Origin of the sequence: Exiguobacterium sp. UBA5002 (assembly GCF_002396765.1) — a bacterium.
In the GTDB taxonomy this organism is placed as follows: domain Bacteria; phylum Bacillota; class Bacilli; order Exiguobacteriales; family Exiguobacteriaceae; genus Exiguobacterium_A.
On the sequence record NZ_DGYQ01000028.1, the window covers coordinates 26,877 to 39,271 of the forward strand.

At 47.4% G+C, this 12,395-nt stretch carries 18 protein-coding genes; 15 read left to right on the top strand and 3 right to left on the bottom strand.

Translation table 11 applies throughout. The annotated features are described in order from the left end of the window. The first annotated feature begins 41 nt into the window (after nt 1-41). From B4C70_RS08960 to gcvPB, 12 genes are all read left to right on the top strand, one after another. Nucleotides 42-884, top strand: a complete 843-nt coding sequence (locus tag B4C70_RS08960) for an ATPase, T2SS/T4P/T4SS family (RefSeq protein WP_149426967.1) — start codon at nt 42-44, stop codon at nt 882-884. Between the two features lie 14 nt (nt 885-898). Beyond that, nucleotides 899-1,840 (top strand): type II secretion system F family protein, encoded by a 942-nt coding sequence (locus B4C70_RS08965; protein WP_290778589.1) that lies wholly within the window; start codon nt 899-901, stop codon nt 1,838-1,840. 17 nt (nt 1,841-1,857) lie between these two features. Next, nucleotides 1,858-2,169 (top strand): competence type IV pilus major pilin ComGC, encoded by a 312-nt coding sequence (locus tag B4C70_RS08970; protein WP_023467559.1) that lies wholly within the window; start codon nt 1,858-1,860, stop codon nt 2,167-2,169. After that, on the top strand, nt 2,138-2,599 hold the full coding sequence (locus tag B4C70_RS08975; RefSeq protein WP_035398319.1) for a prepilin-type N-terminal cleavage/methylation domain-containing protein: 462 nt from the start codon (nt 2,138-2,140) through the stop codon (nt 2,597-2,599). Before B4C70_RS08970 ends, B4C70_RS08975 begins: the two co-directional genes overlap by 32 nt. Nucleotides 2,600-2,604: 5 nt before the next feature. After that, nucleotides 2,605-2,964, top strand: a complete 360-nt coding sequence (locus B4C70_RS08980) for a type II secretion system protein (protein ID WP_051656225.1) — start codon at nt 2,605-2,607, stop codon at nt 2,962-2,964. Next, nucleotides 2,957-3,250: a hypothetical protein gene (locus B4C70_RS08985; protein ID WP_029341079.1), complete on the top strand. Its 294-nt coding sequence runs from the start codon at nt 2,957-2,959 to the stop codon at nt 3,248-3,250. Before B4C70_RS08980 ends, B4C70_RS08985 begins: the two co-directional genes overlap by 8 nt. Beyond that, nucleotides 3,247-3,519 (top strand): hypothetical protein, encoded by a 273-nt coding sequence (locus tag B4C70_RS08990; RefSeq protein ID WP_231925701.1) that lies wholly within the window; start codon nt 3,247-3,249, stop codon nt 3,517-3,519. Before B4C70_RS08985 ends, B4C70_RS08990 begins: the two co-directional genes overlap by 4 nt. Continuing rightward, complete coding sequence (locus B4C70_RS08995) at nt 3,512-3,997, top strand: shikimate kinase (RefSeq protein WP_290778599.1); 486 nt, start codon at nt 3,512-3,514, stop codon at nt 3,995-3,997. The genes B4C70_RS08990 and B4C70_RS08995 overlap by 8 nt, the downstream gene beginning before the upstream one ends. After that, nucleotides 3,994-4,308, top strand: coding sequence for a hypothetical protein (locus B4C70_RS09000; protein ID WP_023467565.1), 315 nt, complete (start codon nt 3,994-3,996; stop codon nt 4,306-4,308). The genes B4C70_RS08995 and B4C70_RS09000 overlap by 4 nt, the downstream gene beginning before the upstream one ends. Before the next feature lie 184 nt (nt 4,309-4,492). Beyond that, nucleotides 4,493-5,575 (top strand): glycine cleavage system aminomethyltransferase GcvT, encoded by a 1,083-nt coding sequence (gene gcvT, locus B4C70_RS09005; protein ID WP_290778602.1) that lies wholly within the window; start codon nt 4,493-4,495, stop codon nt 5,573-5,575. A gap of 13 nt (nt 5,576-5,588) precedes the next feature. Beyond that, nucleotides 5,589-6,935 carry an aminomethyl-transferring glycine dehydrogenase subunit GcvPA gene (gene gcvPA, locus B4C70_RS09010; protein WP_290778604.1) on the top strand — a complete coding sequence of 449 codons (1,347 nt, stop codon included), beginning with the start codon at nt 5,589-5,591 and terminating at the stop codon, nt 6,933-6,935. After that, on the top strand, nt 6,928-8,397 hold the full coding sequence (gcvPB, locus tag B4C70_RS09015; protein WP_290778607.1) for an aminomethyl-transferring glycine dehydrogenase subunit GcvPB: 1,470 nt from the start codon (nt 6,928-6,930) through the stop codon (nt 8,395-8,397). The genes gcvPA and gcvPB overlap by 8 nt, the downstream gene beginning before the upstream one ends. 66 nt (nt 8,398-8,463) lie before the next feature. On the opposite strand, the gene B4C70_RS09020 is transcribed toward gcvPB, so the two are convergent. Beyond that, a complete protein-coding gene (locus B4C70_RS09020) occupies nt 8,464-8,844 on the bottom strand; it encodes a rhodanese-like domain-containing protein (RefSeq protein WP_023467569.1) in 381 nt (126 codons plus the stop codon). A 138-nt stretch (nt 8,845-8,982) separates the two neighbouring features. Here B4C70_RS09020 and B4C70_RS09025 point away from each other — a divergent pair, with 138 nt between their 5' ends. The 3 genes from B4C70_RS09025 (at nt 8,983) to hpt (ending at nt 10,937) form a co-directional block, all read left to right on the top strand. Beyond that, entirely contained in the window at nt 8,983-9,813 is an 831-nt protein-coding gene (locus tag B4C70_RS09025) for a lipoate--protein ligase family protein (protein ID WP_074668436.1), read from the top strand. Between the two features lie 24 nt (nt 9,814-9,837). After that, nucleotides 9,838-10,260 carry a transcriptional regulator MntR gene (mntR, locus tag B4C70_RS09030; protein ID WP_035398709.1) on the top strand — a complete coding sequence of 141 codons (423 nt, stop codon included), beginning with the start codon at nt 9,838-9,840 and terminating at the stop codon, nt 10,258-10,260. A gap of 149 nt (nt 10,261-10,409) precedes the next feature. Continuing rightward, nucleotides 10,410-10,937, top strand: a complete 528-nt coding sequence (gene hpt / locus B4C70_RS09035; RefSeq protein WP_029341088.1) for a hypoxanthine phosphoribosyltransferase — start codon at nt 10,410-10,412, stop codon at nt 10,935-10,937. A gap of 58 nt (nt 10,938-10,995) precedes the next feature. Here hpt and B4C70_RS09040 read toward each other — a convergent pair whose 3' ends face one another. Beyond that, entirely contained in the window at nt 10,996-11,397 is a 402-nt protein-coding gene (locus B4C70_RS09040; protein ID WP_069940386.1) for an SA1362 family protein, read from the bottom strand. Nucleotides 11,398-11,417: 20 nt separating this feature from the next. After that, nucleotides 11,418-12,350: a DUF1385 domain-containing protein gene (locus B4C70_RS09045; RefSeq protein ID WP_290778615.1), complete on the bottom strand. Its 933-nt coding sequence runs from the start codon at nt 12,348-12,350 to the stop codon at nt 11,418-11,420. Nucleotides 12,351-12,395: the final 45 nt, after the last annotated feature.

Below are 12,395 nucleotides of genomic sequence, written 5' to 3' on the forward strand. Positions count from 1 at the left end.
CTTTTTTTTGTGTATTGTTTGCGGTAAGGAGGTGAAGAGAAATGAAGGAATGGACGACACAACTCATGGAACGATTCGAATCACTTGGTGCAACAGATGTTCATTTCGTGCCGAATGAAGCTTGCGTCCGAATCGTTTGTCGAACAGGTGACGGTTTGTGTGAACAAGAAGAGGTAGAACTCACGCGTTACCGGACACTTGTCAGTCATGTCCGCTATGAGGCGAACTTAAAGGAACAGAACGAGCGGATTCCGCAAAGTGGTTTGTATCCGCACGGGAAAAAGGGCATGCGCGTCTCGTTGTTACCGAGTCGACAAGGAGATGCAATGTCGTGGCGATTTTATCGTTCGACGGTCTCTCAAGAAACGGCTTTACGAACGTTACACGATCAATTGGACTTCGCTTGGTTAGCTGAACAACGACACGGGTGTATCGTCATTTCTGGATCGACAGGCGCAGGAAAGACGACGATGTTATATTCCTTGATGAGTGCGATGGAAGAAAAACGAATCATCTCGATTGAAGATCCGGTGGAGTGTACGGTACCAAACGTCTTGCAACTGGAACTAAATGAAAAAGCAGGGTTCACTGCTACGCGATGTTTTGAAGAAATATTGCGAGCGGATCCGGATTGGATTGCTTTTGGTGAGGTGCGGACGAGAGAGGCAGCACGTTTGACGATGAATGCCGCACTTAGTGGTCACGTCGTGTTGTTTACGTTACACGCTGGAAGTATTGATGAGGCGCGATTGCGATTGCGCAGTTTAGGTATCGAAGAGTCAGAACTGGCTGTCTGTCAACGCATCATTCATCTCGAGCGAAAAGGAGAGGATGTCCGCTGTACCGTCAGAAACTTACAAGCCGCGATCAAAGTCGGTTCTTAAAACGATATCATCGCTTGTTATCAAAAGGCATTTCCGCGAAAGAGACGTTACTCATTTTAAAACGATTCGAGCGTCAGCCGTTCGCGGAAGTAGTCGGAGAAATGGAACGCTGTCTTGAAAAAGGAGACTCCTTTTCAGCATCGCTTGAACCGCTTGCGTTAACGAATACTTTAAAACGACTTCTTTTTGTTGGAGAAAGGACAGAACGACCGTTGCTCGTCCTTCGCCAAATCGTGAAACTGCTCGACCTCGAAACAGAAATGCGATCGAAGTTTTGGAAGATGATCCGGTATCCGCTTGTTCTAGCGACTAGTCTATTCCTCCTGTTCTTCTTTTACGCCCTCTACGTATTTCCGTCTCTCCTTGAGATGTCGGACCCGAAGACTCTCCCCTCATTTCTGCATCTCCTTCTTCACCCCTCTGCGAAATATCTGCTCGCAAGTATTCCCGTTATTTTGTTAACCTCCGGTTACCTCTTTTTTCGCTTCTTTCCGTTAAACCGTATTTTACGACTGAAACCGTTACAGCGTTTGATTCGTCTCTACTACAGCTATTTATTCACGATCGAAGTAGGATCGTTCATCGATGCTGGCTTCTCGCTTGAAGAGACCTTTCGTCACCTCGAGCAAGGACAAGCGAATAAAAAAGGACATTTGTACGCTCGTCTACATGCTAAACAACAGGCAGGGGAACCACTTGCAGAAGCGCTTGGCGAAGATGAAATCATCGAAGCCGAGACGATTGGGATCGTCCATTTGGCGCGGGAAAGTGGCGATCTTGGTCCGTTGTTGCTTGAACAAGCGACACTCTTGCATGAGTCGATGGAAGAGGAACTAGAGAAAAAGTTGTTATGGATCGAGCCGATTTTGTACGGTGGATTGACGATCATGACGGGAACGTTGTTTCTCATCTTGTATTATCCGATTCAGCTAGCGATACAGCAGCTTCCATTCTAAACAGAGGAGACGATACGATGAAACAATTCTTAAAACGACAAGACGGATTCACCTTACTTGAGATGGCAGCCGTCTTATTGATCATTTCATTGTTACTACTCGTTTTGATTCCAACGATGACAAGTGGAAAGGACCAGGCGAAAGGTGTCAGTTGTGAGGCGAACATTCGCGTCATTCGCTCGGAGGTTAATTTGTATTATGCGAAAGAAAAGAAGTATCCGGAATCGCTCCAGACGATCAACCGCGGAACAGCTGATAAACCGAATGCCCTCGTCTGTGATCAGGAGACGTATACGTATGATCCGAAGACTGGCGAACTTACGAAGTGAACAAGGTTTTACCTTATTTGAGATGACGGCGGTGCTGACAATCATTGCTTGTTTACTTGTTTTTTTGTTGCCGGCACTGTTTGAAAAACGACCGGACTGGATTCCGCTTGAACAAGAGGTTCGTCTGATGGAACAAGATATTCAGACACTTCGACTCATGCAGTACTCAAAGCAAGATCAAGCATTGATGCAGTTTCGATTTCGAGGAGACGGTACAGGATACCTTGTCCTTGCGGATGACCGGTTGTTATGGCAACGGACATTCCAAAATGGTCATACGTGTACCGTTCCGCCCTCGAATCGCATCATCTATTTTAAAAGCTATCACTCGATCTATGCAGCGACCTGGTCTTGCCGTTCGGCAACAGCCGAATATGAAATCAAATTCTTACTTGGGAATTATCAAATGGCAATCCGTAAAGTGAGGTGAGAAGTATGCAGAACGAACGCCAAGCGGGCTTCTCTTTGCTTGAAGTAATGCTTTCTATCGTTGCAATCGGTATCTTCATGATGTTAGCGATTGATCCTTATCTCGATTTACGGACGAAACAAATGAAATGGGAACAAGAGACGGAACAGCTTGAGCAGATGGCTACGGATCAAGTTGAAAACCGAACAGCGTCCTATGTCCTGAAACAAGGAGCGTGGTGCAATGAAACGATGTGTCTTGCGAGCGGAATCCGGAATGACCCTTCTCGAACTGTCATTCGTCCTATGGCTGAGCCCACTTCTTCTGCTGGCAATCTTGACACTGACCCCACTCGTTCGTCCGCCGGAAGTCAACCGAATGAATGAAGAATTGTTCTTTCATACCGTGGAACGACTGATGTGGCGCAGTACGATGTGTGAGCGCCTCGGAGACGAGATTCGTGGAATGGACGTCAATCCGGGAGAGACAGCTGAAAAGTGGCGTCTCGTCCGTGTGCAAGATCAACTACGTCTCAAGAAAGAACAGGGAGGTGAACTGACATACGCCCGCGATGTCAAACAATATACCGTGACAGGGGATGCCGAGATTCTCTCGATTCAGTTGAACGACAGCAGACGTTCCTTCCGATGCGTCAGGAAGGATTCATCTTGATTCAAACGTTACTGTTACTTCTAGGAATGGGAGTCGTACTCTTGATTTCTTGTCAGCAAATTGACGAAGAGATGCGGCATCATCAGTTAGAGCAAGAAGCCCTTCAACTCGAGTCTCTCATTCGAGCGGCGAAAGCAGATTGTACGAAGGACGAGACCCTCCGCTACCCAATCGGACAAGTCAGCTGTACAGCGACCGATAAAGGCTTTAAAATGGAAGCGAGATTAGAGAATGGTCAAAGAATCGAGGCGGTCGTCACACATGAGTAAGGTTTATTTGATTGGGTTTATGGGAACTGGTAAAACAGCTGTCGGACATCGATTGGGTTCACAATACGAGGTCGACGAACTGGATGAACGGTTCAAACAGGAACATGGACAAACGATTACCGCTTTTTTCGCTGAGCATGGCGAAGCAGGGTTTCGTACACATGAAAGCGAATTGTTGAAGAGTAGCAATGCGGAAGTGGTTGTCACGGGTGGCGGGATCGTCGAACGGGAAGAGAACCGACTGTACATGCAGGAGTCCGGAACAGTCGTCTGGATCGATACACCCTTTGATTTGATTTGGGAACGTATCGCCGCTGATCCGAATCGTCCACTCGTGACAGAACGGGAACAAGTGAGACGATTGTTTGAACGTCGCTATTCCTTATATGCTGGAGTAGCTACTGTCCGACTTGAAGGAACGGCATCAATCGAAGAATTAACGCGTGCGATTGAAACTGTATTGGAGGAGAAGTCATGATTTGGATTACGTTAGGTATTATTTTATTGGCTATCATAGGACTCGTGTTGTTCGGATTCAGTCTTTACAAAAAGAAGCTGTCTCAGGATATTCGGCAGTTAAAACAACTGATGGAGCGCTTTACGATTCGTCAGCAAACCTTGCAGACGAACATTGATCATACGACGCAGCGAATCGATCAAATCAAAGGGAATATCAATCGAATCACTGAAGAAGGAAATCGTGTGAAGCAAGGAGCGAGCCAATTGGTGACGGAAGGTCGTCGACTCCAGGAGGAAATCAAACGAACTGCCGGAATCAAACAATTTTGAAATGGCTTTCATGGGAAGAATATGAAACAATAGGAGAGAAGGGACAGGGTCCTTTCTCTCTTTTTCGTATGTTCCTTTTTCCGAATAATACTAGATAATTATGATTTTAATTGGTAAGATGGATTTGAAAATGGAACATTAAAGAGAAGAGAGAGCGAAAACGTTCGTAAATAGGGGGATTTGTATGAGTCAAACGACATTGAAAAGAACACCGTTATTCGAGACGGTTTCGCAAACCGGTAAGATGGTGGATTTTGCGGGATTTGAAATGCCAGTTTTGTTTTCCTCGATTAAAGAAGAACACGTTGCAGTAAGGGAGAACGTCGGCATGTTCGATGTCTCGCACATGGGAGAACTGTTCGTCAGCGGACCGGATGCTCTGACGTTTTTACAAGCTACATTATCGAACGATATTTCGAAGATTGCGGTGGGGCAAGCGCAATATAACGTCTTATGCCAAGAAGACGGTGGGACAGTGGATGATTTACTCGTCTATCGTTTGGCAGAAACGGACTATCTTCTCGTCGTCAATGCTTCGAACATTGAAAAAGACGAACAACATTTACGTCACTATCTAACAGGAGACGTCACGCTTGAGAATCAATCGGAACAATATGGTCAAATTGCGGTCCAAGGACCACGTGCGGAAGCCATCCTTTCCGGCATGACACCACTTGTCTTATCAGAGATCGGATTTTTCAAGTTCCAACGTGGGACGGTTGCAGGAGTGGAAATGATCGTCTCACGCAGTGGGTACACAGGGGAAGATGGGTTCGAACTCTACATGGCAGCTGGTGACGCACCTGCTGTCTGGCAAGCACTGCTTGAGCAAGGTGTCGTACCATGCGGGCTCGGGGCACGTGACACATTACGTTTTGAGGCATGTCTTCCACTTTATGGACATGAATTATCAGCAACGATTTCACCAATCGAAGCGGGAATGGGCTTTGCGGTCAAACCACAAGTCAAACCGTTCGTCGGTTCGGAAGTCTTGTTGCAACAGAAAGAACAAGGAGCACCGCGACGCTTGATCGGTCTTGAATTACTCGATAAAGGGATTGCGCGTCAAGATGCACCGGTTTGGCACGACGGGGAAGTCGTTGGTGTGGTGACGACAGGTACGTTGCCGCCGACAGTCGGAAAAGCGATTGCTTGGGCACTCGTTCCTGCAGAAGTAGCGGAACAAGAGCAATTTGAAGTGGAAGTACGCGGAAAACGTTTAGCAACGAAACGAACAGCGACACCGTTTTATCGTCGCACGAAATAAGGGGGATATTTCTATGGATTTTCGTTATTTACCAATGACAGCAGAAGATGAGCAGGCGATGTTACAGACGATCGGTGCAGCATCGATCGAAGATTTACTCGCTGATATCCCGGCATCCGTCCGTGATAACGGTACATTGGAAGAAGTCGGTGTGCCACTTCCGGAAACGGACTTGATTCGGACGCTATCGAAGCTTGCCGACCAAAACATGAATACGAAACAATATTCATCGTTCCTTGGCGCAGGCATCTATGATCACTATGCACCTGCTGTCGTCAATCATATGTTACTGCGCTCAGAGTTTTACACTGCCTATACACCGTATCAGCCAGAGATTTCGCAAGGTGAACTACAAGCGATTTTTGAATTCCAATCGATGATTTGTGAATTGACAGGGATGGATGTCGCGAACTCGTCGATGTATGACGGTATCACGGCGTTAGCGGAAGCGGCTATGCTTGCTTGTGCCCATACGAAGAAAAAGACGATCGTTCTTTCAGACGGCGTTCACCCGGAGGCACACGATGTCGTTCGGACGTATGCGAACGGTCCAGGACTAAACGTCGAGACGTTGGCGCTTGAGCAAGGTGTCACACGGATCGATCAACTCGATGCCATCGAAGACGTCGCCTGTGTCATCGTGCAGTATCCGAACTTCTACGGTCGTGTCGAAGAACTACAAGCATTGGCCGATGCGACTCATGCTCGTGGTGCGCTGTTCATCGTCTCTGCGAATCCACTGGCACTCGGTATCTTAGAAGCACCAGGTAAACTTGGCGCTGACATAACGATCGGAGACTGCCAACCGTTCGGAATTCCACAAAGTTTTGGTGGACCGACGTGTGGTTATTTCACGACGACAAAAGCGTTGATGCGTAAGATTCCGGGACGTCTCGTTGGGCAGACCGTCGATGAGAATGGGAAACGCGGTTTCGTTCTGACGTTACAAGCACGTGAACAACACATTCGCCGTGACAAGGCGACATCTAACATTTGTTCGAACCAAGCGTTGAATGCACTCGCTGCTTCGATCGCGATGAGTGCACTCGGAAAACGGGGTATCCGGGAACTCGCGACACGCAACTTGCAAACGGCACATGCCTTAAAACAAAAGCTGAAACAGGCTGGCTTTACGATCGTTGACGATGGACCGAGCTTCAATGAATTCGTCGTTACGCTACCGATCGATGCAACACGTGCGAGTCAACAATTGCTCGATCACGGGATCATCGGCGGTTTGCCGTTAGGATCGTATGACGCGGCACGTCAAAATGAAATGCTTGTTTGTGCAACGGAATTACGGACGAATGAAGAGTTGGATCAATTCGTGACAGCGTTAGGGGGACTCACACATGAATGAGCAAACATTGATCTTTGAAATTTCTAAACCGGGTCGTATCGCCTTTAGCTTACCGTTACCGACTGTCGATGAGGTGGCAGTAGAAGAATTGTTACCGGCTTCGATGTTACGGAAGGAAGACGTGGCGCTACCGGAAGTATCTGAACTGGATCTCGTCCGTCACTACACGGCACTCTCGAACCGTAACCATGGTGTGGATTCTGGATTCTATCCACTCGGGTCATGTACGATGAAATACAACCCGAAAATTAATGAAGATATGGCACGCCTCCCTGGGTTTGCACACATTCACCCGCTTCAACCAGTCGAAAGTGTCCAAGGGGCACTCGGTTTAATGTATGATCTGCAAGAAAAACTCGCAGTCATCACAGGAATGGATGAAGTGACGCTCCAGCCGGCGGCGGGAGCACACGGTGAATGGACAGGCTTGATGCTGATTAAGGCCTACCATCATGCACGCGGTGACTTTAAACGGACGAAAGTCCTCGTACCGGACTCCGCGCACGGAACAAACCCGGCATCGGCATCAGTCGCTGGATTTGATACCGTGACGGTCTTATCGGATGAACGTGGTCTCGTTGATCTAGCAGACTTAAAGAAAAAAGTCGGTGACGATACAGCGGCACTCATGTTGACGAATCCAAACACGCTCGGTCTGTTTGAGTCGGATATCGTCGAAATCGCAAAAGCGGTTCACGAAGCAGGTGGAAAACTCTATTATGATGGTGCGAACTCGAATGCGATCATGGGCATTGCTCGTCCAGGGGACATGGGCTTTGATGTCGTTCACTTGAACTTGCATAAGACGTTCACAGGACCGCACGGTGGCGGCGGACCAGGGTCGGGTCCAGTAGGGGTCAAACAAGATTTGATTCCGTATTTACCGAAACCAATCGTCCGCAAAGAAGAAGAGCGTTATGTCCTCGATTACGATCGTCCGGAAGCAATCGGTCGCGTCAAACCATTCTACGGTAACTTCGGCATCAACGTTCGTGCCTATAGCTATATTCGGACGATGGGTGGGGCAGGTCTCGCTCGCGTCTCGAAAGAAGCGGTCTTGAATGCGAACTATATGTTGGCTCGTCTCAAAGGTGCGTATGACGCGCCATACGACGTCTATTGCAAGCACGAATTCGTCTTGTCGGGTAAACGTCAAAAAGCACTAGGTGTCCGGACGCTTGATATCGCTAAACGTCTGCTTGACTTTGGATACCATCCACCAACGATCTACTTCCCGTTGAACGTCGAGGAGTGTATCATGATCGAACCGACGGAAACAGAGTCAAAAGAAACACTCGATGCCTTTTGTGATGCGATGCTCCAGATTGCAAAAGAGGTCGAAGAGACACCAGATGTCGTCTTAAATGCACCACACACGACGGTCGTCAAACGGATGGACGAGACACTTGCTGCTCGAAAACCGGTCTTACGCTACGAACCAAAACAAGAAGTACACGCATAAGCTACTTCATAAAAAAGAGGACCTCTCCGACGAAGGAGAGATCCTCTTTTTGCGATGAACGAAGCATTAGCTCCGTTTGATTTTTCCTGACCACTGCTTGAATCCGCCTTTTAACTGATAAAGATTCGTATAACCAGCTTTTTTCAAGACTTTTGCAGCCTGTGAAGAACGCATGCTACCTTGACAATACAAATAAATCGGCATGTCTTTTCGTAATTCCTTCGAGCGCATCTTCATTTGGCTGACCGGGATGTTACGGGCACCGACGATGTGTCCACCTTTGAATTCCTGTGTCTCGCGAACATCGACGATTTGTGCTTTACGGTAGTTCGCACGGAATTCTTCTTGCGACAATTTCGTGATGCCTTTGACCGGCATGAAACGCCAAGCGATGTAGGCGATCAGCGCGACCCATAATACGATCGTAATGATAGTTCCAGTTTCCATATTCGACTTCCAACCCCTTCGTTCGTTTAACCTCTGTTTCATTATAGTCAACGAAATCGATTTCGGCAATCGACTCGTGATTGCGCGACCGAGAATGGGTTTGATACACTAAGACGGAAACGTTTTGGGGGTGCTCAAGTGAACAGAGAGTGGCAAGTGTTGACGACGCCGGCAATGGAGCCGGCAATGAACATGGCAATTGATGAAGCATTGATTCAGTTCGTCGGGCGTGGTGAAATCGCACCGACGCTGCGTTTTTACTCATGGGAACCACGTGGATTAAGCGTTGGTCATTTTCAACGGGCAACCCGTGATATCGATCGAAAGCGGATCGCGGAGCTCGGGATTCCGATCGTGCGTCGGATGACAGGAGGGCGCGCTGTCTTGCACGCAGACGAGTTGACATACAGTGTCGTCATCCCAGAAGATACAGAAGGTTTACCACGCACGGTCATCGAAAGTTATCGGATGTTGACGGAAGGAATTCGCAAAGGATACCATCACCTCGGCATTCCGGTCGAATTTTCCGTTCCGTTGACGGAAGAGGAAAAGGAAGAATTACGGAAGCCGAAATCAGCCGTTTGTTTTGATGCAGCGTCGTATTATGAACTCGCTGTTGGAAAACGGAAAGTCGCCGGAAGTGCACAAGTTCGCCATCAAGGCGTTGTTCTGCAGCACGGTTCGGTCCCACTCTCTGTCGATGAAGGTGAATTGTTTGATTGTTTCTTGTATGATGATGAGTCGACGCGCGAACGGATGAAAGCGCGTTTTTCAGGAAAAGCTGTCGCTTTGAATGAGCTAGCAGGTCGCGCAGTCGCATTTGACGAGGTACGAGAAGCGTTCACGAAAGGCTTCGAAGAGGCGCTTGATTTGTCGTTCGTTCCATTAACGTTCACTAGCGAGCAGTGGCAGGAGATTGAACGTCTTGCCGAGAAATACCGTAGTGATGAGTGGAACTGGAAACGCTAATGAATGAAATGGGAAGGTGATGTCGTGCCAACTCCGAGTATGGAAGATTATTTGGAACAAATTTATAAACTGATTGAAGATAAGGGGTATGCCCGCGTATCGGATATAGCGGAGTCGTTAGGAGTTCACCCGTCCTCGGTAACGAAGATGGTTCAAAAGCTCGACCGGGAGACGTATCTCGTTTATGAAAAGTATCGGGGTCTCATGCTGACGCCTAAAGGACGCAAAATCGGAAAGCGTCTCGTGGAACGACACGCCTTACTTGAAGATTTTCTTCGTCTCGTTGGTGTGGATGAAGAACTGATCTATAAGGATGTCGAAGGAATCGAACATCATATTAGTATCGAAGCATTGGATAAGATCAACGGAATGATTCAGTTCTTCGCAGAACGTCCTGGTTTGAAAGAGGAACTGCATCGCTATCAACAAGCCCATCCAGAGGATTGAGGCTTGTTTTTTTATACTTTTTTTCTAAGAGATCATCTTAAACACGAACATTCCATTACAATTTAATGATAAAGTGCGCATTTAAAAGGTGTTATGTTATACTGAGCCTGAAAATGGACGAAGGGGGTGACGGGTGTTCGCACCTGGTCATGGAAATTACGATTAAAGAAAAGTTAGTGTCTGAGTCACAACTAAAAGAAAAAGTCCGTGAATTAGCACAACAGATTGAAGCAGATGCTGCCGGACGTCAAATCGTTCTTGTCGTCGTGTTGAAAGGGTCGATGGTCTTTGCTGCGGATTTGATGCGCGAAATCAAAGGAAGCGTTCAAATTGATACAGTCGCGTGCTCTTCTTACGGAACAAAGACCGTCTCTTCAGGGCGTGTCCAGTTGAAGAAAGATCTCGATCTCGATGTGCAAGGGAAATATGTCGTCGTCATCGAAGATATTATCGACACAGGACGAACGCTCCATTTCTTATGTGATCACATGAAGTTGCATCAACCTGGAGTTCTAAAGGTGTGTACATTGCTTGATAAACCGGCACGTCGTGAAGTAGAACTCGACGCAGACTATGTCGGTTTTGAGATTCCGGATTACTTCGTTGTTGGGTACGGAATCGATTGTGCTGAGGAATACCGCAATTTACCGTATATCGGTTGGGTCGAAACGGATTGAACACGAAAAAAGGAGATTCGTCGCGTGACGAATCTCCTTTTTAATGTACTTTTGAAATTTAGAAAGCACGTTTTTTCTTTTTACCTTTTTTTCCTTCGATGACTGTCAGGTGAGGCGCTTTTGAACGATCCCGCAACGGTCTGACTTTATTCGATGCCGGCGCTTTTGAAGACTTGACCGGTTTTTTCTTAAAGTCTGTCCGGCGAACAGAATTCGAAGAGCCGTGCATTTTTTTTGATTGAGCGACGGATTTTCGGTACTGAGCGTTCGCACCATTTCCGACGCTTCGATTACGAGTCAGGAACTTAAAGAGTAAGAAGATAATCCCGGCGGTAATCCCGAAGAACAGCAATTGTGAAAACAGACTACTTGGATTGTTGACGAGTTTATATCCGAAGCCGACAAAAGCGAACAGTAACACGACGAGTGCAAATGTAGAACCAATGCGTTGTCTGATCATAATATCACCCCTGTTATCGATTAACCCAGTGCATTCTCATGTAGGTTATGTTCCTGTTTTTCTAATGCTTCAAACGCATAAATCGCAACCTCGATCTGTGAATCATCCGGTTCCTTCGTCGTCAAGTACTGCAACCATAGGCCAGGCAAGGCGATGACGCGAAGTCCTTTAATGTGCTGTGCTTTATTCGTCAGCTGTAACACTTCAAACGAGAGACCGATGACGACCGGTAATAAAGCGATTCGGCAGACGAGACGCAACCAAAGCGGATCCGTTGGCACGATCAGATAGACGAAAAATCCGACGATGACGGTGAAGATCAAGAAACTCGAGCCGCACCGGTAATGAAGCCGACTGCTGACGCGAACGTTCTCGACCGTAAGTGGACGTCCTGACTCGACGCAATTAATGACTTTATGCTCAGCACCATGATATTGGAAAAGTCGTTTGACAAGCGGGGTCAACGAAATCACGTAGAGATAACTGAACAAAAGCGTTAATTTAATTGTTGCTTCAATGACGTTTTGAATGACATGTCCAGACAAGGCTGGAAATACATCGAATAGCGATGCAAGGAAAGCAGGTAGTAACGTAAAGAGTAATTTACCGAAAAAAAATGATAGGATCCCGACGACAGCTACGCCGAGCCATTTCGTCAAAGGACTGGCAGTCGTCTCTTCCGGTTCTTCTTCACCCGGTTTGACACCGTAGCGATCACTTGCGAAGTTCATATGACTTGCGCCATTCGCTGAGGACTCCATCAAAGCAAAGAGACCACGCAAAAGTGGAATTCGTTTTCCTTTGGCGATTCGTGGTCGAACCGGTTTTTGCTGGGCAAACGTCTCGATCGAATCATCATTTCGACGAATCGCGGAGACTGCATGGGTCGCATTTTGGAACATGACGCCTTCGACGATGGCTTGACCACCGACTGGCGGATTAGTCGTTTTCATAATTGAACGCATCCCGTCTTCATTAAAATTAGGTGTATCGTCAGT

Bases quoted from the DNA above. Each gene is read 5' to 3' on its own strand.
- gcvPA (WP_290778604.1), top strand. From the start codon at position 5,589: ATGGATTTTCGTTATTTACCAATGACAGCAGAAGATGAGCAGGCGATG.
- B4C70_RS08995 (WP_290778599.1), top strand. From the start codon at position 3,512: ATGAGTAAGGTTTATTTGATTGGGTTTATGGGAACTGGTAAAACAGCT.
- B4C70_RS08975 (WP_035398319.1), top strand. From the start codon at position 2,138: ATGATCCGAAGACTGGCGAACTTACGAAGTGAACAAGGTTTTACCTTA.
- B4C70_RS08980 (WP_051656225.1), top strand. From the start codon at position 2,605: ATGCAGAACGAACGCCAAGCGGGCTTCTCTTTGCTTGAAGTAATGCTT.
- B4C70_RS09000 (WP_023467565.1), top strand. From the start codon at position 3,994: ATGATTTGGATTACGTTAGGTATTATTTTATTGGCTATCATAGGACTC.
- B4C70_RS08985 (WP_029341079.1), top strand. From the start codon at position 2,957: ATGAATGAAGAATTGTTCTTTCATACCGTGGAACGACTGATGTGGCGC.
- hpt (WP_029341088.1), top strand. From the start codon at position 10,410: ATGGAAATTACGATTAAAGAAAAGTTAGTGTCTGAGTCACAACTAAAA.
- B4C70_RS09020 (WP_023467569.1), bottom strand. From the start codon at position 8,844: ATGGAAACTGGAACTATCATTACGATCGTATTATGGGTCGCGCTGATC.
- B4C70_RS09045 (WP_290778615.1), bottom strand. From the start codon at position 12,350: ATGAAAACGACTAATCCGCCAGTCGGTGGTCAAGCCATCGTCGAAGGC.
- B4C70_RS08970 (WP_023467559.1), top strand. From the start codon at position 1,858: ATGAAACAATTCTTAAAACGACAAGACGGATTCACCTTACTTGAGATG.
- gcvT (WP_290778602.1), top strand. From the start codon at position 4,493: ATGAGTCAAACGACATTGAAAAGAACACCGTTATTCGAGACGGTTTCG.
- gcvPB (WP_290778607.1), top strand. From the start codon at position 6,928: ATGAATGAGCAAACATTGATCTTTGAAATTTCTAAACCGGGTCGTATC.
- B4C70_RS09040 (WP_069940386.1), bottom strand. From the start codon at position 11,397: ATGATCAGACAACGCATTGGTTCTACATTTGCACTCGTCGTGTTACTG.
- B4C70_RS08960 (WP_149426967.1), top strand. From the start codon at position 42: ATGAAGGAATGGACGACACAACTCATGGAACGATTCGAATCACTTGGT.